This window comes from Ruegeria sp. CF8 (genome assembly GCF_056537285.1).
In genome coordinates, this window is the sequence record NZ_JBQFRG010000004.1 from 219,833 (window position 1) to 243,697 (window position 23,865).

Below are 23,865 nucleotides of genomic sequence, written 5' to 3' on the forward strand. Positions count from 1 at the left end.
TCTGGCTAATTTTTTAACCCAAGACTCTGTGTTGAACTAATTTGAGCATAGGAGATTTCACTTCATAGAACGTGACAGTCTTCGGCTGTAAGTGGGCACCTCGTAAGAAGCCGGATCGATGCAGACTGCCGACGAACTGGTGTCAGCGTCAACACGACACGTGAAGGCCCAAGTTTTCGACTGCGATGACAACGGTTCCGTCTTGCAGGCAAGACCGGTTTATCCCGAGCCGATGATTGTCATATTTGTTTCAATCAATGTTTGAATTTGGGCATCCTAGGCAGCCTACTGACCCGCTGTATCGATCCAGCAGTAAGACGCGTGTTCGTGACCTGTGTTGGGGAAAGCTGAAACGAAAGGATCTTGTCTTTATTTTGCTTCCCAGGACTTCGGTTGATTCAGCCGCCTGGCATCAGCTTAAATTGCCAGACCAGAGACACGACCCGATCTGCATATCTAAGCGGCCTGCGAGTCTGGAATGTCACGGGTGAAATACAACGTATTTTTCGGCCGATCCCGTCTTGGTTCAGACATGAACCAAAGACTGCGCTTTAGCGGAGGCCCGGTCACTGTTCGACGTATCCCCCAACCCCTTGAAGGCGCGTGCAACAGCTCGCCAATTCTGCGCAGAGGTCGGTTTCAACGCTGTACGCTCATTTGCCAGCGCCAGAGCAAGGTCAAAGCGGCCAGCGCGAAGTGCTGCTTCCAGCAGTGTCCAGCCGATAATGTCACGTTGCGCGAAAGAACCGCCCAAGCGGTGGGTCATGTATCGCACCGGCAGCAGCCGGTCGACACATGCGCCGTAATCCTCATTCTTGAAATCCCGCATGGCCAGACAAAACGGCATGCCGATCTCGCGGCTCATGGCGACATTGGCGTCCGAGGCTTTTTCCAGGTACCGCTCATTGGCCGACAGAAGCTTGTTCTGAGCTTCATCCCGGTTATCCGACACGAAGGTCATCATGGCATGGACATCGTTGAAGGCATATAGCGTGTCCTGGGCTGCAGGTTCCCATTTGTCGGCCAGATGCTTCCACCGATCTCCCGACTCCTGTCCAACCAGATTGATCCGCCACAACAACGCCGCTGCATCGAGCTCTTCATATTTGTTTCCATCCTTCTGTCGGGAATCGAGATGGGCGTCGAAGATTTCGTAAACCCGATCGTATTGCTCGATATCGAGATGATAGAGCGCTGTGTGCCACCAGAGATGATTGGCGAAATTGGACGTACCCCACTGGCTGGCGCGTTCATTCATAAATCGTACGCCACCCAACTGACGGCCACGCATTTCCATCACATGAGCCACAGCATGCACCGCATAGGGATGATCTGGTCGAAGGGCCAGAGCTTGACGCGCAAGCTCTTCCGCGTGAGAGAAATCGCGGTTTTCCTCCAACCCAAAGGCGTAAAAACCCAAAACGAACTCATAGCCCGGCACGCTTTCATCCCAAAGTGTTGATGCGCGCGCCACCACATCGCGCTGCCCGGCAATGTCACCCAACAGGACATCGGTGTAATGGACCAACTCCATCGCCAAAAGGTCCATTGGGTATTTGAACAGCACTGCCTCCCATTTCTGGGTGGCACCGTAAAAATCTCCGTTGACCCAGGCTTTCACCGCCTCATAGTGGCCAATTTCACGATCATTTGCAGTTGCCAGGCATTTCTCGGCCTCATTTAACGCTTCGACCATCAGACCATATATGCGGGTTTCCATGGATTGGGTCAGCCAGCCCGCTTTGAACAACCAACCCATGATAAATTCAGGATGCTCGGCCAAAACAGCATCAATCTCGGCAATCGCGTCGCCCCGAAACGTCAGAGACATTTCAATAGCGCGCTCCAGCCCTTCAATGGCTTTTGTGTCCGGGTATGAGACGGGAACACCCCGGCAATCGGCGTAGGATTTTTGCGCTGCAATCGCTTCAGATGCGTCCATCATAGGCATTCCCTCCAACTACGGCTGAAATCAGGGTGAAGGCCTCACGCTCAAATGCAACCTTTTTTGCTGCGTTTAACTCTGTCGTGATCATAACCGAAACTGATGGTCTGGTTTTCTACGGATCACGTTTCGCTCACCTTAGGCAAATAGCCACCGCGTGTTTGCGGGGTTTTAATGTTCAGCACCTTGCCCGCCACCAGATTGCGCAGCATCTGGGCCGTGCCCCCACCAATGGTGAACATGCGCGCGTCACGCAGCATGCGCTCGACTGGTGTTTTGCGTGAATAGCCCCGCGCGCCATGCAATTGCAGGGCATCGTTTGTGACCTTAACCGCCATTTCCGAAGCAAAAACCTTGGCCTGTGCGGCCAGCATTGGATCAGGAAAACCAAAGGACTGGTTTTCCGCGCTGGCAGCGGCACGCCAGATCATCATCCGTGCGGCGTCAATTTGCATCGACATATCAGCAATCATCCATTGCAAGCCCTGGAACTCGGCAATCGGGCGACCGAACTGTTCTCGTGTTTTGACGAAATCAACAGCAGCCTCATAAGCCCCGCGGGCGATACCAAGCGCCACCGTCGCAGCCCCGACGCGTTGTGCGTTATATGCGTTCATCAACGCAGCAAAGCCGTGTTCCAACCCCTCGGGCGGAGTGATCAGGCGATCCAGTGGCAGGCGGAGGTTGTTCAAAATGACCTCGGTTTCTGGAATACCGCGCAATCCAAGTGTTGGTTCACGCGCACCAATCACCAGCCCATCCTCGCCCAAATAAGCCATGAAACCGCCGAGACCTCGGAAAACGCCGTCCTCGATCACGCGGGCGAATATCAGGTGCAGTTGAGAGACGCCGCCGCCTGTGATCCAGTGTTTCTTGCCATTCAAAACCCAAGCGTCGCCCTCCCGCACAGCCGTACTTGTCATGTCAGTCGCGGCGCTGCCAGCCTCTGGTTCAGTGATGCAGATGGCTGGCTTATCACCGAGGAGGACATGAGATGCGGCGCTCTGTTGCTGCTGAGGTGTACCATAAGCGATAATCGCCCCAACCGCGCCCATATTGCCTTCAACTGCAATCCGTCCGGACACTCCGCATTTTGCGGCCAGTTCCTCGACGATAAGCGTCACATCGAAATAACTGTGACCCGGACCGCCTAGCGGCTTGGGAACCGTCATCCCCATCAGCCCGGCCTCTGTCATGGCTTGAACCACACGTACGGGGTATTGTTCGGACCTGTCGGTTTCGGCAGCGAGCGGGCCTGACACTGTTTCAGCAATCTGCCTGGCCGCAAGTTGGAGCTTGCGTTGGCGGTCGGACAATTCGAAGGATGGACCGCTTGGATGAATAGCGTCGTGGATCATGATGTATACGCCTAAGAGACTGCAGGCATCATATCATGGCCAGTAAATCTTATGCTAATTGTATTATTTTGTTTTTTACTTGAGTTTTTCTCATGTTGTTTGCAGCGCCTCAATTGGATGTGCCTTAGTGAAGCTTGCCGTCGAAAGATGATGAAAGTGACGAACCGGTCCCCTGCGCAAAACGCGCAGAGGAGCGGCAGTTCAACTTACGCTCACAGGTACAACGCGCTGCGATTGTGTTCCCAGCCCATCAATACTCAGTTCCATTACATCGCCTGGTTTTAGGTAAGTCTGCGGGTTCTGCCCCATTCCGACACCCGGCGGTGTTCCGGTACTGATCACATCGCCGGGCTGTAGACTCATGAACTGGGAGATATAAGAGATCAACTCGGCCACGCCGAAAATCATAGTTGCGGTGCTGCCGTTTTGGTATTTGTGGCCGTTCACGGATAGCCACATGGACAGATCCTGAGGGTCACCCACCTCGTCCGGTGTCACAAGCCAGGGACCAATTGGACCAAAGGTGTCACAGCTTTTACCCTTTACCCATTGACCGCCGCGTTCGAGCTGAAACGCGCGTTCGGACAAGTCGTTGATGACGCAATACCCCGCCACATAACTCAGCGCGTCCGCTTCGTCGACATAGCGCGCCTCACGTCCGATCACGACGCCAAGTTCGACCTCCCAATCCGATTTTTCGGATCCGCGCGGGATGATCACATCGTCATTGGGTCCGCAGATCGCCGATGTCGCCTTCATGAACAGGATCGGCTCTTCGGGTGGCTCCATCCCGGCCTCTGTGGCGTGGTCGGAATAGTTCAGCCCGATACAGACGAATTTACCCACGCCTGAAACGCAGGGGCCGATGCGCTGACCCGGCGCAATCACAGGGAGGGTTGTCAGATCTACCTCTGACAACTTGGCCAGCAAGTCAGGATTCAGCGCCGCGCCGGACCAATCCGGAACCAGCGAAGTAGCATCGCGCCACGCGCCATCTGCATCCACGATTGCCGGTACTTCCTGCCCCGGCGCCCCAAGTCTGAGTAGTTTCAAGTTCGGTCTCCTAGATCGTCCAGCCGCCATCAATCATCTGTTCGGTCCCGGTGATGAACCCGGCGCGGTCAGAGGCAAGGAATGCGGCCAGGGCGGCCACTTCCTCGGCGGTTCCAAGTCGTTTCATGGGCTGGCGCGCCTCGAAATCGGCGCGTGCCTTTTCGTAGTCGCCGGTCGCTTCCAACCGCTGCCGCAGTGAGGGGCTGTATTGCCTGAGCCAGCAATTGATCACGATCTGTGCCTGCTTGGTCGTTGTGAACCATTCGGAATTGAGAACCTCGCGGCGGAGCGTTCCATTGAACCTCTCGTTGTATCCGTTCTCCTAGGGAGAGCCCGGGTAGATCCGGATCGGGTTCACACCGACCTTCTCGAGCCAACTCTGGGTTGCCCGTGAAGAGAACTCTGGGCCGATATCGCTTCGAACGAAATCAGGCTTTCCGTGGCGCAGGAACAGCCCGTAGAGAACCTCCAGCACATCTTCAGAACCCATGCGGGTCCGAACTTCCACTGCGAGCTCCTGGCGGGTGTATTCATCCAAAACCGTGAGCATCTTGTAGCTCCGCCCATTGCTCAGCTTGTCGTGAACGAAATCGACGCTCTAGACATGGTTAGGATGCGTCGGTCGGAGTCGAATGATCGAGCTGTCCTTGTGGTAAAGGCGACGCTTCTTCTTGTGCCGCTGCGGGAGTTGCAAACCTTTCTCCCGCCACAGCCGTTCTACCTTCTTGTGATTGACACGCCAGCCCTCGACCCGAAGTAGCTGCGCCACCTTACGGTAGCCATACCGGCCATAGCTCTTGGCCAGACGGATCATGGCCAGTCGAAGAGCATCATCGTTCTTCTCTACGGCCTTGTATTGCATGGAACTGCGTGCAAGGCCGACCACCTTGCAGGTGCGACGCTCTGATGTGCCGAGCTTCTGGCGAGCATGAATGACGGCCTGACGAAGTTGGCTCGTCGTCAGGCCCTCGGTTTTATGTAGTTCAGACTTTCTTTGAGGATCAGCTTGTCCAGTTCCAGTTCGGCCACGATCTTCTTCAGCCGGGTATTTTCTTTCTCCAGGCTGCGCAACTCAGACAGTTGCGACATGCCCATGCCACCGAACCGACGCCGCCAATTGTAGTAGGTCGCATCGCTGACACCGACACCACGACAGGCTGTCCGAACATCGTCGCCCTTTGCCAGCTTCAGTTCAATCTCACGCAGCAGCTTCAGAATGTCTTCGTCCGAGTATCGCTTCCGAGCCATCCTTTGTTCCCCCTTCTCGGCCAAAGTAGTGGCCCAATTTTAGAGGGCAAAGACACGACTTTGCAAAGTCGCCTTTCCGCGCGACTGCCGAAAATTGATGCACGGAGCAGCAACTTGCACTTTGGGCTAGTAAGCGGACCCGCGGTGACGCGACAGATGAAGTCAGGGCCGGTGACTGGTCGAAAACGGACGGGACGATCGCTCGATCTTTGGGCGGCAATAGCTGCAGGCAGCCCACAGCGGGCGTCCAACTGGTATCAACCCGCCAGTTGTCTAAGGATGAAGTCGGCATCTGAATACTGCCTTAGTCTTTTGGCAAGTACCGATCCAACAGGGCGTCGACCAACCCTTCCTGAAGTTGGTAGCCAGTTGCTTTGTCCACACGCAAAATGTCTTCAAGAATTATTAGTTGTTCCATGCCCGTCGTCATGGACAATCGCTTCGCCAGGTCGTCAATTTCCGTCCGCTCCATCAATGAGTGAACGGGTGCGAGTGCTTCCGAAAAAGCCGCCAATCTTCTGGCGCCACGCATTTTGACCGTTCCATCTTCAAGTGATGCTTTGAGCGATTCAGCCAGAAACTGCCGGAAGTGCGCCTCATGAACCCGAGAAAACTCCAGATAGTAGCGCGCGACGACATGTACACGGCTTCTGACGTCATCCAGTCCCTTGAGAAGCTCTGACGTCGGGGTGACATCAAGATCAAGCGTCGCGTCCAAAGCCAAAACACTTGGGTCAGAAAAGTAGCGATAGACCGTCGCACGGCTGGTTTTAGCGCGCTCAGCTACTTTTGCCAGCGTCACTTCCTTGCCTTCCGACATCAAGTCACGCGCAGCCGAAAGAAGTGCTTCTCGCGTTCGGTTGATCTGATTTGTACGAGGTGCCAATCTCAAGCCCTTTGTGATACACTTGTCTCATAATTGGATATATGTATAATAAGAGCAGGATATTTCAAGTAAAGGGAGTCGCAGTAATGACTGAACCTCGCCCGCGAATTTATCATCTTCTTGGGAACCTTTTGACCTTTCATGCCTTTCCCAATGAGACCGGAGATCGTTGCACAATTGTTGAGATAAAGACGGCACCTGGTGCCGGTGCGCCGCCCAATCATCATGCTGGTGAGGATGAAAGCTTCTATGTTCTCGATGGTGAATTCGAGTTCTTTTTGAATGGGCGGACAGTCAACGTCAAAGCTGGAGACTTCGTCAAAGTTCCAGATGGCGCAGTGCACGCCTTTACATGTACCGGGGAGCGGCCCGGGCGGTTGCTTTGCATAAACGCCCCCGGCGCGATGCATGACACATTCTTTACTGAAGCTGGTGAAGCAATGCCTGAAGGCACGACAGACATTCCGGTGCCAGACGGACCGCCAGATATACCGGCGATCATGGCCGTCGCAGACCGAGTGGGAATGACGATCCTTGTGCCAGCGGACGTTCCTAGCTAACGAATGTGCTAAAAGTACGCCAGCCAGCGAACCGGAGGATTTGAACTAGAGATTCTACGGTACGCGCTGCCTGATACTACTTGCTCAATCCGAAGCCGACATCCACGACGAGACCTTGCGATTCTGGATAGCGGACATGCGCGGCACTTTCTAAAATGTCTTCTATATAAACCAGAGCAATCGTTTAGGCGTAGGCGTGATAGCGGCTTTGACTATCCACTATCAATGCTTGGTTGAGTTCGTTTTGGCTCAAGAACGATCATCTGAGCATTCTTTCCGAAACGTCCTCAAGAAGAGTACGTAAATCGAACTCTTCGCCTTTCTCCGCAAGCCCTTTGTCATGCAGAATGAAGGACAACCCGTGCACGAAACTCCACAACAAAAAACCACGGCGACGAACTTCGTCTGTGATTCCGGGTTCACCGAGGCACTTTGCTACCTCAGTCAAAAGAATCCCGAAACTTTGCTGGCCGCCCTCCTCCAGACGGGGATCCGCGATACGGTCTGTGAAACCGCCAAATTTCAGTCTGAAGATCCCGGGTTCATTTAAGGCGAAGGCAATATATTCCATTCCAATGGCAGTAATGCGCTCAGGAGATCCTTCAGGAACGCCTTCCAGTGCGGCAAGCATTTTGTCTCGGTGCCGATCCATTCCTTCTAGGACAGTGACAACCAGCATTTCTGTCTTGTCTTTGAAGTGCTTATAAGGTGCTGCGGTTGATACGCCCGCGCGTCTGCACGCCTCGGATACAGAAAAACTGTCGGGACCTTTTTCTTCAACCAACTGTCGGGTTGCTTCGATCAGTGCAGCGCGGAGATCGCCGTGATGATAGGCTTTCTTGCTGACGGAAAGACTAGCCGTTTGTCTGCTTGGTAAATGATTTTTTTTGGTTCTGCTCATGATCCAACATGTGCCAGATCACGTATCTCTTGTCAAAGTGAGAACTTCTAACATATGTTAGAGACACTAACTTGATGAGGTCCCCAAATGCCGAATCCTGCAAATTCATCTACTGAAGCGACCAAACCGAACCTGTTTGTACGTGTGTTGCGCAGCACTGTGCGCCTGGGAGTGACCGTCAGTTTTGTAGCCGTTGCAGCGGCCGCCGTTTACTTTGGCGCATCCGAGCTCACCCGTAGAGCGGACGCTGTACCCGCACCAGATGCTGCCGCTGTAACCCCGGTATCCGTGACACCGATCACGTCTGAGAGTGCGTACACAGTCGACCGTGTGTTCATCGGGCAGGTCGAACCTCAACGTTCGGCAGATATCTCTTTCGAATTGAATGGGACGCTGGATCAAATTTTAGTGGATGAGGGTGATAAGATCACTAAGGGCCAGCTTCTCGCAACGTTGGACGTAGCTCTTTTGAAGGTTGAGCGCGACCGTCTGACGGCATCACGTGATGCCATTGCAGCCCAGCTTTCATTTGCAGGGAAAACGGTCGAGCGAAACGCTAAGCTCATCGAACAAGGCTTTACCAGTCAAGCTCGGCTAGATGAGGCAGTTTCCCGACAGGATGAATTGTTGTCCAGAATAGGGGAACTGGATGCAGCGCTGCGGGACGTAACCGTTCGGATCGAGAAATCCAGCATCGAGGCTCCGTTTTCTGGTCAAATAACAGCTCGTCACGTGGACGGTGGTGAAACTCTGCGTTCGGGTGAGCTGGTTCTGGGTATGGTCGAGGTTGTGTCGCCGCAGGTTCGGATCGGTATCCCTCTTGATGTTGATCCGGCGCTACTGACTGATGTTGAAATCGAGATCGCAGGTCAAAGCTATCGGGCCGACCTTGCAACCTTGCGGCCCGATATTGATCCGGTAACCCGCACCAGAACCGCGCTTTTCGATCTGAGGAACGGGCCCGATGTTGCCTTCGGGCAAACCGCTCGTGTGCATGTAATTGATCCCGTCCAGAGTTCGGGAACCTGGGTACCCACGACATCCTTGAAAGAAGGTACGCGTGGGCAATGGACACTGCTGGTTGCTGACACGCAAAAGACTGTGCGCTTGGCAACGGTTGAAGTACTGCATGCTGAAGATGACCGAGTTTTCGTACGTGGTGCGTTTCCAGAGGGCGCTGTCCTGATCGACCAAGGACCGCAGCGAGTTACTGTTGGTCAGCGTGTCGCCTTCAGCACTGGCGAGTAACGGAGCGATCTGATGGAAACCCTAACCTTTCGTCATCCCCGGCTGGTTGCCCTCATTGTTTTGGTGCTTGTGTCTGCAGGTCTGTCTTCATTCCTGTCGCTGGGGCGGCAGGAAGACCCAACGATTACCAACCTCTTCGCAACTGTAACGACACAGTTCCCAGGTGCAGACCCAGAACGGGTTGAAGCGCTGGTCACTGCAGAAATCGAAGAGGAATTGCGGAAGATCGCCGAGGTAGATGAGATCAGTTCTGTATCCCGCTCAGGCGTTTCGGTCGTTTCGGTAGAATTGCTGGAAACGCTAGACGAAGCCACCATTGAGCAGGTTTGGGCCGAGGCTCGGGATGCCGTCGAAGATGCGCGCCAGAACTTTCCGGCAGGAGTTTTGCCGCCTGAATTCGATGCCGAGGGCATTTCTGCCTATTCTGCTGTCATTGCCGTTGCGGCCGAGGATCCAGACTTCCCGGTAACTCTGCTGTCTCGACATGCCGAAGCTCTGGGTGACAGGCTGCGTGCGATACCTGCTACACGAGCAGTGGATTATTTCGGTCAGCCAGAAGAAGAGGTGCTCGTAAGCGTCGATATGGACAAGGCCGCTGCGCTTGGGCTTGGCGTAGCCGAGATTTCCCAACGGATCGCCGAAGCAGATGGGAAAGTTCAGTCTGGGCGGTTGCAGTCCGATGTCGACCTGACAATAGGCATCAGCGGAGAAATTGAGACTTTGGATCGCATTAGAAGCATCGTCCTGCGAGAAAATGCGGACGGTGCCGTAGTGCAACTCGGAGATATTGCCAGCGTGGACAGGGGCGCACGCGAACCGCAGTCCTCAATCGCGTTTGCCAACGGAAAACCCTCGGTTTTGGTTGGGGTTCTGGCGCAGGACGGCGTACAGATCGACCGTTGGACAGGCTTTCTGCGGGATGAACTTGAGACCGGCTCGGCATCGGTACCTTTGGGCATGCAGGAAATACTGCTGTTTGATCAAAGCCAGTACACGACGGATCGTTTGTCAGAGGTTGGGATCAACATGGCCATTGGCGTAGCTCTGGTTGTGGCCGTTTTGTTTGTTACGTTGGGGGTTCGGGCGGCCGCGATTGTGGCTTTGGTATTGCCTGTTGTTTCATTGGCAACTCTGGCGACGATGAACATGATTGGATTGCCAATTCACCAGATGTCCGTGACAGGCCTGATTGTTGCCCTCGGTCTGCTCGTTGACGCCGCCATCGTCATGACCGATGAAATTCGACGACGCCTGCAGGATGGGATGGAGCGTCTTGCAGCCGTGCGGGATGCTGTTCGCCGGCTGGCCGCGCCGTTACTGGCGTCGACTGTGACTACGGCGCTCGCCTTCGCGCCGATGATATTGCTGCCGGGGCCCGCCGGCGACTTTGTCGGCGCCATCGCTATCGCCGTGGTGCTTATGCTTGTCTGGTCCTTGGTTGTGGCGTTGACGGTGACTCCCGCGATTGCTGGCTGGTTATTGTCCGATCGTCCAGACGCAGGAATGCTGAGCCGCGGCATCAGCATCCCGCCGCTTGCCCGCTTATTCGAGGCCTCAATCCGATTGTCCGTTGCCAACCCGGTACGATCCATCGCCTTGGCATTGGTCTTGCCCGTGCTTGGCTTTGCGGCCTTTCCAACGCTGACCGCGCAATTCTTCCCAGGCGTCGACCGAAACCAGTTCTATATCGAGGTCGACATGCCAGGTGGCACATCAATTACCACCACCGAAGCGACCGCGCGCCAGATTGACGAAGTGCTACTGGCTGATGACGGCGTGAAGAGTGTCTACTGGACAGTTGGAGAGTCCGGCCCGGCATTCTACTACAACATTGTTGGCAACCGTTCACGCGAACCCGGTTTTGCACAAGCCATGATCACGACCGACACGGCTGAAGACGCGGCTCGCCTTGTCGGAGTGTTGCAGAGCCGTCTGGATTTAGACTTTCCTGACGCGCAGATCATCGTTCGCAGTCTTGTTCAGGGCCCTCCGGTCGCTGCACCGGTAGAAGTCAAAATTCAGGGACAGGACATCACGGTTTTACGCAATCTGGGTGACGAGGTTCGTTCTGTCATGGCCAATCTCGATATGGTTACCCAAGCGCGTGCAAGTGTGAACGGCGGCAACCCTCAAATTCGGTTCGAGATTGATGAGGTGAAAGCACGTCTACTGGGGCTGGACGTTGCGGACATAGCTGGTCAGCTGGATTCGGCGCTTGTTGGTATTACCGGAGGATCGCTGGTCGAAGGAACGGAACAGTTGCCCGTGCGTGTTCGATTGGGAGGCGAAGTACGATCGGAACTCAGTGCGATTGTCAGTATGCCCATTCTACTGCCGAATGCAGCTGCGATATCTGCGACTGGAGCCTTCCCCGCAGTTCCGCTGTCGGAATTGTCCAAACCCATGATTGAACCGGCAGAAAGCGTTATAACTCGAACGGACGGTACGCGCGAAAACACTATTCAGGCGTTTATCGTACCCGGTGTTTTGCCCGAAGAGGCGTTGCAGGACGTGTTAGAAGCGCTTGAGGCTTCCGGATTTGCGTTGCCGCAAGGCTATTCGATGTCCCTGGGCGGCGACAGTGATGCCCGGTCCAATACCGTAGGCAATTTGCTCGCCTCTGTTGGTTTGATTGTCACACTCTCAATCGCGACCATCGTGCTGACCTTCAACTCGTTCCGATTGACCCTTGTGACCTTGGTCGTTTGCGTGTTGTCCGCGGGTCTTTCAATGCTGTCGCTGGCAGTTATGCAGTTCCCGTTCGGAATAACGGCGATCATTGGGGTCATCGGGTCGATAGGGGTTTCGATCAACGCTGCGATCATTATTTTGACCGGGTTACAACAAGACCAACAGGCCAGCCAAGGTGATCGTGCGGCCATGGCTCGCGTAGTTTCCGCGTCCAGCCGTCACATTATCTCAACAACCGTCACAACCTTTGGCGGCTTCCTGCCGCTGATATTGGGCGGAGGTGCATTTTGGCCACCATTTGCCGTGGCAATCGCCGGCGGCGTTCTGTTGTCGACTGTCGTTTCCTTCTATTTCACTCCGCCTGTGTTCGCTTTGGTTTATCGTAGAAAATTCAACAAACCATTCGAGGCAAACAACCAACATTCCCAACCTCGAGAAGCGATTGTCACGCTTGTGGCAGAATGAGGATGAAACTACTCCTTCTTGCGAGTTGGCGTAATTCAAAACCTTAGCTTTTCGAAACAAGGCTCAAATTCTGTTTTGGGCCGCTCGCCCCGTTTTGCAAAGTAAAGTCTGGTTTCTACGCTTCACTGTCATTCGAGCAACATGCATCATCCTATGAAAAAGCATCGTGTCAACGTCGGTTTGTCATTGCGGGCGGGCATGGCGGATCAGAGGATCAGCCATAGAAACACAAAACTTACCTGCTATTCGCGTTCTTCACCTAGCTTGGAATAAAGGGCGTATTGGAGGTCAAAAACGGCCTCTGAAACCAAAACATGTCTGGGCGATCCGCGCGCGCCTCGAGCTTGCTGAAAAACATCACGACCTTGCACTCTTCAGCATGGCAATCGACAGTAAGCGCCGCGGTTGTGATCAAGTAAAGATGAAGGTGGCCGATGTCATGATATCAGGTCAGATCATGGAACGGGCTTCTGCACTGTAAAGCAAGACGCAGAAAAACACGTCGAGCACTCCTAAAAACACGGATGGCACGCTCGGATGGCCACCTTACCCTTGAGTTCCACCATGAAAACAAGAAACTTAATCGACTCAAAGAAATTGCATTTAGGAATATTGCGCGATCACTACTGCTGCAATCGAACGTAGGCGTTGAAATCACAAGCCGCGCCATGATGGTAGCTGCATTCAGGTCCTTCTTCTGTCTGGAAGCTAGTAGAGCTGTCTGGAATGATTGCAATCGCGCATTGTGACTCGTTGTAGAGATCATCGACCAGATAAAGTTGGCCGGCATCATTTCGTGCCAGACGTCCTTCAATGTCGCCAAGGCAGCCGTTGGCGATGATCGAAGCCGACGCACGTTTGCCTTGGATATTCACGACAACAGTTGTGTTGTACTCCGTGTCGCCACGATAGGTTCCTTGTTGAAGTTCCTGAGCTTGTACAGCGACTCCGAAAATTGTCGCACAAAGTGAAGTAAGAACAGCTATTCTGATTAGTTTTAACATGTCTGAATCCTCGACGTATAAGCGACTCGCCTTCCCAAAGCAGTCGGTTCAATTGAAACGATCTATGTTCAACCATTCTACCAGTGGGCAGGGATAGTTGTCGCGCTTGTGATAGATCTTGGGATTTCCCCTACTAGCAATGATTTCAACTTTGCTCTGACCTTTTTCATTTTCCAGACTGGAAACAAAGTAGCTGCATTGTTGTTGATCGACAAAATGTCCACTTTTGAAAGCTATATCTATTTCGATGAGACGGTACTGAGCGTTTTGTTCTTAGGCCATTTCCTTTGCCCTATCCAACTCTAGGTTCCGAAATAACAGTCCGCTCTCACCCATCCACGCCACACGAGTCCGGTCAGAGTCATTGGAGATATCATAAGTTTCTCTGTACCCAACTGCTGCACTTGGTGAGATCAATACCGCAACAGCAAATGTTTTTCAGGAACAGGATGTCATTAACTTAGCTTCCTTGTGTACTTGAACTTCAATGGGCGGCTCTCAATCAAAGAAACCGCCACCCTTATCTTTCTTCTTTTTCATACCCAGGACGGTCATCTCCATGTCGTCCTTTTCTCCCAGGAACGTGGATGTCTTTCCCTTTTTGTCTTTAGTGCTGAAGAGGTCCCGGCCGGTCAGGTCAACTTCCATTCCGGCCACATTTGCGGTGACCCGATCTTTGCTGACATTGAGACCGCCTATTTTGGTGACAAACTGCCCCTCTGAAACAGACAGATTCTCTGAGAGGCCAATGGTCAGGTTACCATCTCCTGACACGTAGAGATTGCTTACCTGGACGCCAAAGGGGTCGATCATCTTACCGGTCTGTACTGGGAAGCCTACCCGACCTGTGGGGCTCTCTGACATCCCAATAGGGCTGTCCAAAGCATCGGCTGTTCGCGGGAGTAGGGTCTCTTCCTGACGGAAGAAGTAATCGTGAATCGCTCGCGCAGAAATCAGATGACCCTCTTCTGAGGCCTGTCGAATAAAGGCTTCCGGATTCAACTCATTGGGATTGTGACCGTTGTCCTGAAGGGCCAGCTCTGTGTTCACCATCGCTTCAGCATTCAGGCCGGAGTAGCCCTTTTCCTCAACGCAGTCCGGCATTTTGATCCCGGCAAAGCTGCCCGCCCAGTACATTGCGCTGCCGCCTTCCAAACCACTTGCCTCCATCGCCTGAGATGTAGGTATGTAGTAGACTTCACCGCCTATAAAAGCGTGATCGTCATTCCCATCTCCGGTGATCTGGCTATATTCCTCGATGATGCGAGCGGCATTCCAGGTTGTTGTTTTCCAGACATTTTCTGTCACCGGCGTGTGAATGTTGACCTTCTCATGCGTGGAGCGATGTAACTCTGTCTGAGCGAGGGTTGGCGAGATGCTGACCAATGAACCCTCGCGCACAATTACGCGGCGACCAGCATGGGTGATTGCGAATTTGCAGTCGGCATAGATAAAGGTCCATTCCATCCTGCGCAGCTTCAATTCGAAAGCACAGTCTTGCGGAAGGTTTTCAGTCTTTTCGGCTGTGTAGGGCAGGTCCTCAAGGGTCTTTGGCCCTTGTGCGCCAGGCTTTCTGGATGCGATGCCTCCGGCCGGTGGATCAAAGGTTGCAAGGTAGGATCTGAAGAGGCCAAAGCCAGCTGCCACGATCAGCACCACACCGGTCAGGAAGTGGGATTGGATATCAACCCAAACGTAGAGCGCCAAAGCCAGAAGGCCGCCAACAATCCAGGCAGGAATGATTTTCTTCTTTCTTATGAGCCACCCCAGGCTCGCGAGCGCAACGATCAGTACAAGTGCAAGAAACATCTGCCTACCCTTTAAAATATGACGCGAACAGTTCTTTGTGGTGTTTTTTAGCCTCATCGCTGAGTGCGCTTGGCTCCTCATCTGCCAAGCGCAGTGCAATAAAGAGCTTTCGACAGTAGGCGAGGCTCTTTCCGGGGACGGAGGTCATGCGATATTTCATCAGCTCGCCCTCATCTTCCGTGTCCGGTCGGTAATGGTTGTAAGCGGCCTCCATGGCTCGGAATAGCGATAGGATCCCGAGTTGTTTGGTGTAGAGGTCTTGCAGAACGGCCTCTTTTAGATCTCCGGCCTTGAGGTCTTCGAACATGGCGGCTGCGGTTTTAAAGATTTGCTCTATGACGCTCGTATCTTCAGGAAGCTCTATTGCCAAAAGATCTGGCCCATACTCGAATTCGTAGTCTTCAGGAGATGGCATTTTTCCCTCATAATAGTAATTGGTGCATCATTAATGCTTATGGTGGTCCTTTCAGGACTCAATTTAACTGTACTGCAAAGACCTAGCAGACATCGGTAAGTTAATTTCGGCGCACCCCGCATTCAATTTTCATTTAGCAGAACCAAAGATATGCACTGGTTCCAAAAAAACTCGGCTATTTAATAACCACATGTCATTCACAACCTTCGACCACTAACTACAAAACTCAAGCAGGCAACTGGCTTACAATCAAATCAGCGCGGTGAGACCAAACGGATGTAACGCCACTGCGCTAATCATCAGATAGTTCGCAGATGATCGGGTAGCTACCTTGCTCTTCAAGCGTGAGCCTAGAGAAGACGATCCCGCGCTTTTTTATTTCAAAACTGCTATCGGGTGCAGATCTCATCACTCCATCGACCAAGCTTCCCAATGCAAGCGCAAGCTTAGGAATTTCCTGTCCATCAACAATCAGTTGATCGACGTTTTGGAAGCTAGTTTTTATGGTCAATACATCGTCGCTTGCATACCAACGCCCATTTGATGATGTACGCACGGTATCGTCCCCATGGAAAAGGCTGAATGTCCTTTCAAAAGTGCCGCTCGAAGCTAGCACAACGCTGCTAGACATGTTCCACTCTTCCATCACGCCCTGGTTTTCCAGCTTTCCTTCACCCTCGCATGTCCAGCTTCCAACAAGATCCGCGCGAACTCTTTGTCCACTTGGAATAGCCAATTCCTCGCTGGACGCGCTGGTTAACTCGGTATCCTTTGGTTTCTTAATTTCTCCCATAAAGGCGTCAATTGAGGCCCTCCATTCTCCTGGCGCACAAGCTTGCCCGGAAAACCTGCTGAAGTCGTAGCCGTTTATCTGCCGCACCACTGGTCTTACAACGACCATTCCATCACTGCGTTCGAGAATTGAAATATATGCTGTGTCTACCGACGAATTACTATCATAGCCGACCGCCACAACACGATAGACAGCGTCATTACTTCGAGCCAATTGCTCGATTTCCGCTTTAAAATTTGGGGACAAATAGTCGAAGAAGTCCTCATGGCGCGTCCTATCGGCGTGCTTCCTCTCCCAGCCTTCCTGTTGATGCTCTGCTTTGAGACATTTGAATATCCCGGACCCAAGAGCCTGGATTTCTTCATCTGAAAGCTGCGGTGCCTTTAAGCTGTCGTCTGCGAAAGCAAACCCGGAGAAGAATGTACCAGCAGCTAAATAACAAAATGACTTTAAAATAAGATTCAAACTCATAAACACACCAAACTCTCAAATTGCAAAGTGATTTCAACGCTATCCACGAATAGCGACCATATCAAGAAAATTCATCGAGTTATGAATTACGCTCAGGGCGAGATGCGCGGAATCTGGGCTATCGACCGGAAAAAGAGGAATTCAAATTCTACTACTCAGTGACTAGAAAGATTATTGTAGCGTCGTGGGCTCAACTACTTTTCGCGCGGAAACGATTCACGCGACCTCATAGGTTGGTAAGGTATTAAAAGTGGGCGAGCAGATTTTAGGCTAGACCCAAGGGGCGCTTCGAGGGTCAGGTCGCGCAGGCTCTTAAGGAGCTTGGTCAGGCCCCTCGACACCGAATTTAATCACTGTTATTGCTGGATATTTGTACTAGTAGCTTCGAGCGAACATGGGTGTTCCTGATACGCTCGTAGGAGGATATTATGTGGCATTCAAATGTGGCTCGTGCAGCTCTTCTCTCGGCTTTTTCTGTGGTTGCATTGAGCACAGTTGAGCCTGCTTTAGCAGGAGAGGAAGAGGCTAACATCTTAATGGTTGAGGCTGTGCAAGCCCTTAACTCACTCACTGAAGCTTCCTCCCCGAAAGAGCGACTTGCGGTTTATGAGCAAGCACTCTTAAATCTCGAAACTATCGTATCTGAGCATCCATCGAGCGGACTTGCGGTCACTTTGGTCACTGGCCAAAGCGTGGGAAATATTAATATTTCTGATCTGAAGCGCGAGATCTTCGAAACAAAAGAGGCAATCGCTGAGAGTGAGCGCGCTCGAAATGAAGCTCTTGCAATGGAAGCTAGTTTTCGCATTGGTCTTTCTGAAGAGATTAACAGAGCAGCTATTGACGCAGAAGCAGGTTGGACATTTGACTACCCTCCTATCAGCGAGTTGCCGCAGGATTTGACAGCGATTGACTTAGTCGGCTGGGAAAAAGCGGTTTCGAGATTGGGGGCTGGCACTACCCTCTATTTGATCGGTCAATCAGTTGACTTCGACACATTGAGCGAAGAGATTTTTGCCTTTGAATTCACCTTAGGCCCAAGTTTTGATGGCGATCTGAAGCTCGACGAAATAGGGCTGGTTTTGAACAAGGGCGAGAAACTCCTGCGTATTGATGAACCATTTTTTGGAGGCCCGTTTGCTTCGTGGGCAGAGGCATACGACTTTTATGCTGATACGCCGGTTGCAATCAGAGAAATTTCTTTTCGCCCGCCCGGGTAATCCGATGACGTTGGTCCGGGCTGTGAAAAAGAAGTTTGATCAAAAAGATACGCACTTTGCTTCGTTATAGCCCACCAACCTATTCACTTTGAGGAATGATATGCACTAGCGCATCTATTCCGGATGATGCTTGCCGTGATCAGCGGCGCAGGAACGCCTCGATCTTTGCTTGAGTTTCCGGCTCAGAAACTTGCCCAACGATTCCATCCTGCTCAAGTTCCAACTGTTCTGCCAGTGAGTTGCGGTATGTTGTTTCCAACAACGCTTTGGTTTTCCCGATCGCGGTTTTTTGAGAGACCGAGAAACTTGCCGCAAGCGCCATGGCAGAGTGCCGCAATTCCTCCGCTTCGACGACTTTGTTCACCAGCCCCCAGGTCGCGGCTTCACCCGCAGTCAAAACACGGTTTGTCAGGACAAGCTCTTTCGCCCTGAGCAAACCGACATGGCGCGCGAGGTTGTAGGTCATGGAACCGTCCGGCGTCAGATATGAACTGGTATATGCCGAGACAAACTTTGTCTTTGGAGTCGCAAAAACATAGTCGGCCGCGGTGACAATTGAGAACCCACCGCCCGCAGCGATACCGTTTACGCCGATGATGACCGGCGCGGTCAAAGCAGCGAGGTTTTCAAGAGCAGCATGGTATGCGCCTGCCATCTTGTCGACATGCGCAGGAACATCCGCCCCTTGTGCGTTCAGTTCCGCAAGGTCACCTCCGACACAAAAGGAAGACCCATTCGCCAGAATGATCAGGGCCGCAAGGTCGTCAAGCGTGCAGCAGTGCCGCGTCAGATCTCTAAGTTCCGTGGCCATTTGTAAGTTAATCGCATTTGCCGCTTCAGGACGGTTCAACGACAACACTGCGACACCGCTCTCGAATTCAAAGTCGATCGTTTCGTAGGAGGTGTTCATGAAAAAATTCCGATTTGCCAAGAAAGAAGGGAATGAAGTTCTGCACCGACACCGCGATGTCGGGCTGTTGCGGTTTGGTCCGATTGCATCCGGTGGCGTGCGAAAGAAAGAAGCGCGCGCATAGTATTCCTCCGGACTCGCGTTTCTGTTCGGGTCGGTCGATGTGGATGCCTGACAGTGCCGCTGATCCTGTGTATGTTCATCGACCAGGTCGCCTTTATGCTGGCGGCAATCCCGATCTATTCTCCAATTGTGCAGAATATGGGTGTCGATCCGGTTTGGTTCTGGACACTGTTCGCAATCAATCTGACCATCGGCTCGGTAACGCCGCCCTTCGGCTACACTCTGTTCGCGATGCGCGCGGCGGCCCCTGTTTCCTTGTCAACGGGCATGTTGTTTCGGGCCAGCCTTCCGGTTGTTGCGATCATGTTGCTCAGCATACTGCTGATCGCTGTCTTTCCACCGATTGCGACATTCCTCCCCTCGCTGCTACGCTGAGCAAGGCATTCAGCGAAAAAAACCTGCGGCGGGCAACCGTCGCAGGTTTCTTTTGTGCAGTGGCAATCAATTCAAGATTTTTGAAAGCTTTGCAAAGAGTAGCGCGGAACCATTTCCGCTATCTGCTCGCGAGTCCAGTCTCCATCCTGGCGGAACCAGCGGGTAACCCAAATGACAGAGCCCAGCAGCATAAATCCAGCAAGTTTTGGGTCGGTGTCCGGTTCAAGCGAGCCTTCGTCGATTGCCTCACGAACCAATTCACGTACCTGCAGCTCGACGCGATCTCTGAGCCGCTTGATTTCCTGAACTTGTTCCTTATTCGTTGTTGGCAACTCGTCAGTGGTTTCAAAAAAAAGGCTGTACTGAATCGCGTCACCCGTCACAGCACTGATGATCCCGCTCAATGCATTTTTCAAACGCTCAAAAGCTGATTTTCCTTCGGCTTCACGAGCTGCGTGGATGATTTCATACGCTTGCTCAACCACGGCTTTTTGACACAGAAACAGCAGTTCTTCCTTGCCGGAAACATAATGGTAAAGCGCGGCCTTGGTGACGCCGACGCTTTTGGCGACAGCCGTCAAAGACGTGCCTCTAAAACCCTTCTCAGCAAAAATTGCCGAAGCTTGCCGGACGATTTCCGCGCGCTTCAGTTCACGAAGCTCTTGCGGATTCGGGATACCTTCAAATCTAGCCACACCGCCATATTAACACACTTGACCTAACGTTCAATATATTGACCTCAATGGGTTAGAAAGATTTCGCTCGATCAAATGCGCCACAAGGTCATTTCACTGACCCTGTGGACAAAAGCTTGCGCCCCTGTCATTGTGCTGGGTTTCGGGAATGCCACACGGTGAACGAAGCATCTCTTGAACAGGCTGAAGGTCCAGTTGCGACGCGGCTTGGCAAAAGCCCCAAACAGCGCATCAATCTGATACGCTGTTCAATTTGACATCAGATGTCGATGCGAAGGTTATCTGGTAAATTCTGGTAGCAAACCGGGCGTAGAAAACGGCGGATTGAAAGCGTTCCTACACTGGTCGCTCCAAAATTTGTCGATGCCGGATAGGGGCCACCGTGCACCATGCTGTCTGCAACTTCGACCCCGGTGGGAAAGCCATTGAACAAAACGCGTCCGGCCTTGCGCTCGAGTATGGGCAGCAAGATCGACGCATGTGCGACGTCGGCGGAATCCATATGCAAAGTCGTGGTCAACTGACCCTCCAACTTCCGTGCGATAGGCGCAAAGGCGTCGGCATCCCTGGCGACGACGACAAGTCCCAGCGGCCCGAAAACCTCATGCGATAAGACCGGGTTGGCCTCAAAGGCTTCAGCCGAGACCTGATAGAGAAAGGCACTCGCGTCCCGGTTTTCGGCTGCTCCAGACACCAATGTCGTGACATCTGGCGCTGATGCGATGCGATCACGACCATCGCGGAACGCCTGGGCAATGCCGTCTGTCAGCATGGTCTGAGAGGCGGAAACCTGCAACGCCTCGGCGGCCCCGGTGATAAAGGCTTGGGCGTCGGGGCCGTCGGGCACTATGGCCAGGCCCGGATTGGTGCAGAATTGGCCTGCGCCCATCGTCAGCGAGGCCGCCCAGCCTTGGGCAATTTCTGCCCCACGGGATTTCAGGGCAGCAGGCAGCAGGAACATAGGATTGACCGAGCCCAGCTCGCCGAAGAACGGGATTGGTTCTTCGCGGGCGGCGCAGAGGTCGAACAAAGCGCGTCCTCCGCGCAGGGACCCGGTGAAGCCAACCGCTTTGATGAAAGGGTTCTGTACCAGCGCGCCACCGACAGCAAATCCGCCGTCCTGAACGAAGCTGAACACCCCCGGATGCAAGCCCAGAGCCTGTCTGGCCGCGTCAATGGCTTCAGCCACGATCTCGCCCGTGCCGGGATGCGCTGGGTGACCTTTGACCACCACGGGACATCCTGCCGCCAGCGCGGCTGCAGTGTCCCCCCCCGCGGTCGAAAAGGCCAACGGAAAATTTGACGCGCCGAAAACCGCCACCGGACCAATCGGGCGCTGCACCATTTTCAGATCCGGGCGCGGCAATGGCTGACGATCGGGCAAGGCCGCGTCGTGGCGATAATCCAGATACGCACCATCGCGGATATGGCTTGCAAACAGGCGCAACTGCCCAGTGGTCCGCCCACGCTCACCTTCCATCCGAGCCGCTGGCAGGCCGGTTTCAGCGCAGCCGATTTCGGTAATGTCCGCGCCACGCTCTTCGATCTCGTCAGCGATCCGCTCCAGAAACACCGCACGGTCTTCGCGTGTTGAATACCCATAGGACCAGAAGGCATCCTCGGCTGCAGCGCAAGCACGCGCAACCAGTTCCGGCGTTCCGGCCGAATAGGTCCTGGGCGTTCCGGTTGCGGGGGCAGACTGAAAGCTGCTGTTGCCTGCCATCCACTCTCCGGCAATCAGGCTGTGTCCGTTCATCTCAAATTCCTCAGATCAGGTTGCGTGCGGCAAGGTTTTTCATCAGCGCGCTGGTGCCAAAGGTCCAGGGCGGGCATTCAGTGGACAGGCGCACCGTGTTGGCCAACCGTCCGAGCGCCGGGTTCGATATTTCAACCAGATCACCCATCTTGTGGGTAAAGCCCCCGCCGGGCGTATCGCGGTCTTGTGTCGGTGCAAACAACGTACCCAACATAAGAAAGAAACCATCCGGGTATTGATGATGCGCACCACGCGCCTGACCAACCAGATTTTCCGGGTCACGGCTGATTTCGGCCATCGAGCTGGTTCCGTGCATTTCGAACCCTTCTTCGCCGGTTACTTTCAGTGTCAGTTCGGCCTGTCGGACGTCATCCATCCCGAAGCTGTCGTCAAACAGCCGCAACATCGGGCCAATGGCGCAAGAGGCGTTGTTGTCCTTGGCCTTTCCCAACAACAGCGCCGAGCGCCCTTCGACATCCCGCAGATTCACATCATTGCCCAGTGTGGCGCCCTTGATACGAGCAGTACTGTCGACGGCCAGGACGACCTCGGGTTCGGGATTGTTCCAGGTCGAGATTGGGTGTAGCCCGACACTGGCACCGAAGCCCACCGCTGACATGGCTTGCGATTTGGTAAATACCTCAGCATCTGGGCCAATCCCAACTTCAAGGTATTGCGACCACACGTCCTCGGCGATCAGGGCTTCTTTCAACGCCATTGCCTTGTCCGAACCTGGTACGACTGCACGCAGGCTGTCGCCCAGAATCTCGGTACAGCGAGCGCGGATGGCGTCCGCCTTGGCCGGGTCACCCTTGGCTTTTTCCTCGATCACACGTTCCAGCATCGATGAAACGAAAGTCACGCCGCAGGCCTTGATCGGTTGCAGGTCGGATGGTGCAAGGAAATACGGTCTGGATGGATCGGGCGCTTCTGTTGAGTTGGCCGAGACTTCGTTGATAGTGCCGATGTCCGTGCCGTCCACTGCATTGGCCACAGCAGCCGGATCGTCCAGTTCCAAAAGCGCCTGCATCGTTGGGGTTTGTGACGAGGTCATGTCGACAAGACGATCACCCCGCAGCGCCACCACTGCGGGGCCTTGAGCCTGCGGCAGCCAGATACGGCCGACGAACGTTCCGGTGTCAGGTAAGTTCAGTGTCATTTGGTGTTTCCCAAAGAATAAAGTTTGGACAAAAGCTGATCGGCCTGATCGCAGGCGGCCCAGGTCAGAGACATGTGGTCTGCGTCGGTGATCATGTGCCAATCAGCGTTTTCGGATTGCGACATCAACGCGCCACCCCGCAGATATTCGGGGGTTTCGGCGCTGCCATTGATGTAGAGGACAGGTGGTCGGTTTGCGTGCGCGGATAGCGTGAATTCTGCCACCTCTTCCGCAGTCAGCCCAAGTTCCGATTGCAGAAAAGACAGGCGCACAGGGGCCAGATCGTAAACCCCGCTGAGTGACAGAACACCCAGCGTTCGCGCGGCCAGAGCGTCGTCGGTCATTGCCGATAGCGCCAGATGCGCACCGGCGGAATGGCCAATCAGGACGAACCGCACCTCGGGAAACACCTCGGCCAGTTTGTGCAAGGCTGATTTGGTATCTGCCACGACATCGGCCAACCGAACCTCGGGCATCAGGCGGTATTCGATATTGGCCACGCTGGCCCCCGCTGACAGAAACGCGGGAACCATGAAACGATGCGCCTCGGCCTCTAGCGCCCGCCAATAGCCACCGTGAATGATGACAGGCAAAACCGAGTTTGGGCCTGTGCCTTCGGTCCATTCAACCCATTGGCGCGGATGATCTCCGTAAGCCGTACGTGTAAACAAGCATTGTTGAGCTACAGCGTCACTGTCCCGCGCCATACGGTCCAAGGCTTCGGCGAAACCGGGAATAACCTCAGAGAATTTGAGCTGGCTGTCCCAGAAGGCCTGCATG

General features: G+C 53.7%; 23 protein-coding genes and 3 pseudogenes. 7 read left to right on the plus strand and 19 right to left on the minus strand.

The features are described 5' to 3' along the window. Positions 1 to 526 precede the first annotated feature (526 nt). The 9 genes and pseudogenes from ACR0EV_RS11250 to ACR0EV_RS11290 form a co-directional block, all read right to left on the minus strand. Entirely contained in the window at positions 527 to 1,945 is a 1,419-nt protein-coding gene (locus ACR0EV_RS11250) for a tetratricopeptide repeat protein (RefSeq protein ID WP_480800161.1), read from the minus strand. Positions 1,946 to 2,067: 122 nt separating this feature from the next. Beyond that, positions 2,068 to 3,303, minus strand: a complete 1,236-nt coding sequence (acdA, locus tag ACR0EV_RS11255) for a 3-sulfinopropanoyl-CoA desulfinase (RefSeq protein ID WP_480800162.1) — start codon at positions 3,301 to 3,303, stop codon at positions 2,068 to 2,070. A gap of 201 nt (positions 3,304 to 3,504) precedes the next feature. Further along, on the minus strand, positions 3,505 to 4,356 hold the full coding sequence (locus tag ACR0EV_RS11260; RefSeq protein WP_480800163.1) for a fumarylacetoacetate hydrolase family protein: 852 nt from the start codon (positions 4,354 to 4,356) through the stop codon (positions 3,505 to 3,507). Positions 4,357 to 4,366: 10 nt separating this feature from the next. Continuing rightward, entirely contained in the window at positions 4,367 to 4,588 is a 222-nt protein-coding gene (locus ACR0EV_RS11265; RefSeq protein ID WP_480800164.1) for an SDR family oxidoreductase, read from the minus strand. After that, a pseudogene (locus tag ACR0EV_RS11270) lies at positions 4,574 to 4,666 on the minus strand (integrase core domain-containing protein); the annotation flags it as partial. The pseudogene ACR0EV_RS11270 and the gene ACR0EV_RS11265, both read right to left, overlap by 15 nt. Before the next feature lie 12 nt (positions 4,667 to 4,678). Then, positions 4,679 to 4,939, minus strand: a pseudogene (locus ACR0EV_RS11275) (DDE-type integrase/transposase/recombinase); the annotation flags it as partial. 15 nt (positions 4,940 to 4,954) lie between these two features. Next, a complete protein-coding gene (locus tag ACR0EV_RS11280) occupies positions 4,955 to 5,218 on the minus strand; it encodes an IS3 family transposase (protein ID WP_480800165.1) in 264 nt (87 codons plus the stop codon). 98 nt (positions 5,219 to 5,316) lie between these two features. Then, the gene (locus tag ACR0EV_RS11285; protein WP_480800166.1) at positions 5,317 to 5,604 is read right to left on the minus strand and encodes a transposase; all 288 of its coding nucleotides are present in this window, start codon (positions 5,602 to 5,604) and stop codon (positions 5,317 to 5,319) included. Positions 5,605 to 5,908: 304 nt separating this feature from the next. Continuing rightward, positions 5,909 to 6,496, minus strand: a complete 588-nt coding sequence (locus ACR0EV_RS11290) for a TetR/AcrR family transcriptional regulator (protein ID WP_480800167.1) — start codon at positions 6,494 to 6,496, stop codon at positions 5,909 to 5,911. A gap of 80 nt (positions 6,497 to 6,576) precedes the next feature. On the opposite strand from ACR0EV_RS11290, the gene ACR0EV_RS11295 reads away from it, so the two are divergent. Continuing rightward, complete coding sequence (locus ACR0EV_RS11295; RefSeq protein WP_480800168.1) at positions 6,577 to 7,050, plus strand: cupin domain-containing protein; 474 nt, start codon at positions 6,577 to 6,579, stop codon at positions 7,048 to 7,050. A 259-nt stretch (positions 7,051 to 7,309) separates the two neighbouring features. On the opposite strand, the gene ACR0EV_RS11300 is transcribed toward ACR0EV_RS11295, so the two are convergent. Further along, positions 7,310 to 7,951 carry a TetR/AcrR family transcriptional regulator gene (locus ACR0EV_RS11300; RefSeq protein WP_480800169.1) on the minus strand — a complete coding sequence of 214 codons (642 nt, stop codon included), beginning with the start codon at positions 7,949 to 7,951 and terminating at the stop codon, positions 7,310 to 7,312. An 87-nt stretch (positions 7,952 to 8,038) separates the two neighbouring features. Here ACR0EV_RS11300 and ACR0EV_RS11305 point away from each other — a divergent pair, with 87 nt between their 5' ends. The 3 genes and pseudogenes from ACR0EV_RS11305 to ACR0EV_RS11315 all read left to right on the plus strand — a co-directional run. Continuing rightward, positions 8,039 to 9,199, plus strand: coding sequence for an efflux RND transporter periplasmic adaptor subunit (locus ACR0EV_RS11305; RefSeq protein ID WP_480800170.1), 1,161 nt, complete (start codon positions 8,039 to 8,041; stop codon positions 9,197 to 9,199). A gap of 12 nt (positions 9,200 to 9,211) precedes the next feature. Beyond that, a complete protein-coding gene (locus ACR0EV_RS11310; protein ID WP_480800171.1) occupies positions 9,212 to 12,355 on the plus strand; it encodes an efflux RND transporter permease subunit in 3,144 nt (1,047 codons plus the stop codon). A gap of 220 nt (positions 12,356 to 12,575) precedes the next feature. After that, a pseudogene (locus ACR0EV_RS11315) lies at positions 12,576 to 12,833 on the plus strand (integrase); the annotation flags it as partial. Between the two features lie 145 nt (positions 12,834 to 12,978). Here the strand turns inward: ACR0EV_RS11315 and ACR0EV_RS11320 are convergent. The 4 genes from ACR0EV_RS11320 to ACR0EV_RS11335 form a co-directional block, all read right to left on the minus strand. Further along, entirely contained in the window at positions 12,979 to 13,359 is a 381-nt protein-coding gene (locus tag ACR0EV_RS11320; RefSeq protein WP_480800172.1) for a hypothetical protein, read from the minus strand. 498 nt (positions 13,360 to 13,857) lie between these two features. Beyond that, positions 13,858 to 15,168: a hypothetical protein gene (locus tag ACR0EV_RS11325; RefSeq protein WP_480800173.1), complete on the minus strand. Its 1,311-nt coding sequence runs from the start codon at positions 15,166 to 15,168 to the stop codon at positions 13,858 to 13,860. A 4-nt stretch (positions 15,169 to 15,172) separates the two neighbouring features. Then, complete coding sequence (locus ACR0EV_RS11330; RefSeq protein WP_480800174.1) at positions 15,173 to 15,583, minus strand: hypothetical protein; 411 nt, start codon at positions 15,581 to 15,583, stop codon at positions 15,173 to 15,175. A 292-nt stretch (positions 15,584 to 15,875) separates the two neighbouring features. Continuing rightward, entirely contained in the window at positions 15,876 to 16,847 is a 972-nt protein-coding gene (locus ACR0EV_RS11335) for a hypothetical protein (RefSeq protein WP_480800175.1), read from the minus strand. 428 nt (positions 16,848 to 17,275) lie between these two features. Here ACR0EV_RS11335 and ACR0EV_RS11340 point away from each other — a divergent pair, with 428 nt between their 5' ends. Continuing rightward, a complete protein-coding gene (locus tag ACR0EV_RS11340) occupies positions 17,276 to 18,067 on the plus strand; it encodes a hypothetical protein (protein WP_480800176.1) in 792 nt (263 codons plus the stop codon). A 139-nt stretch (positions 18,068 to 18,206) separates the two neighbouring features. Here the strand turns inward: ACR0EV_RS11340 and ACR0EV_RS11345 are convergent, their stop codons facing one another. After that, entirely contained in the window at positions 18,207 to 18,977 is a 771-nt protein-coding gene (locus ACR0EV_RS11345; RefSeq protein ID WP_480800177.1) for an enoyl-CoA hydratase/isomerase family protein, read from the minus strand. Here ACR0EV_RS11345 and ACR0EV_RS11350 point away from each other — a divergent pair. Together ACR0EV_RS11350 and ACR0EV_RS11355 are read left to right on the plus strand one after the other, a co-directional pair. After that, positions 18,976 to 19,101 carry a hypothetical protein gene (locus tag ACR0EV_RS11350; RefSeq protein ID WP_480800178.1) on the plus strand — a complete coding sequence of 42 codons (126 nt, stop codon included), beginning with the start codon at positions 18,976 to 18,978 and terminating at the stop codon, positions 19,099 to 19,101. The genes ACR0EV_RS11345 and ACR0EV_RS11350 overlap by 2 nt on opposite strands. A 53-nt stretch (positions 19,102 to 19,154) precedes the next feature. Then, on the plus strand, positions 19,155 to 19,475 hold the full coding sequence (locus ACR0EV_RS11355) for a TRAP transporter large permease subunit (RefSeq protein WP_480800179.1): 321 nt from the start codon (positions 19,155 to 19,157) through the stop codon (positions 19,473 to 19,475). Positions 19,476 to 19,546: 71 nt separating this feature from the next. On the opposite strand, the gene ACR0EV_RS11360 is transcribed toward ACR0EV_RS11355, so the two are convergent. The 4 genes from ACR0EV_RS11360 to ACR0EV_RS11375 form a co-directional block, all read right to left on the minus strand. After that, complete coding sequence (locus ACR0EV_RS11360) at positions 19,547 to 20,170, minus strand: TetR/AcrR family transcriptional regulator (protein WP_480800180.1); 624 nt, start codon at positions 20,168 to 20,170, stop codon at positions 19,547 to 19,549. Between the two features lie 259 nt (positions 20,171 to 20,429). Continuing rightward, positions 20,430 to 21,926: an aldehyde dehydrogenase (NADP(+)) gene (locus ACR0EV_RS11365; protein WP_480800181.1), complete on the minus strand. Its 1,497-nt coding sequence runs from the start codon at positions 21,924 to 21,926 to the stop codon at positions 20,430 to 20,432. Positions 21,927 to 21,936: 10 nt separating this feature from the next. Beyond that, entirely contained in the window at positions 21,937 to 23,085 is a 1,149-nt protein-coding gene (locus ACR0EV_RS11370) for a fumarylacetoacetate hydrolase family protein (RefSeq protein ID WP_480800182.1), read from the minus strand. Next, a complete protein-coding gene (locus ACR0EV_RS11375) occupies positions 23,082 to 23,864 on the minus strand; it encodes an alpha/beta hydrolase (RefSeq protein ID WP_480800183.1) in 783 nt (260 codons plus the stop codon). Before ACR0EV_RS11375 ends, ACR0EV_RS11370 begins: the two co-directional genes overlap by 4 nt. Position 23,865 lies beyond the last annotated feature (1 nt).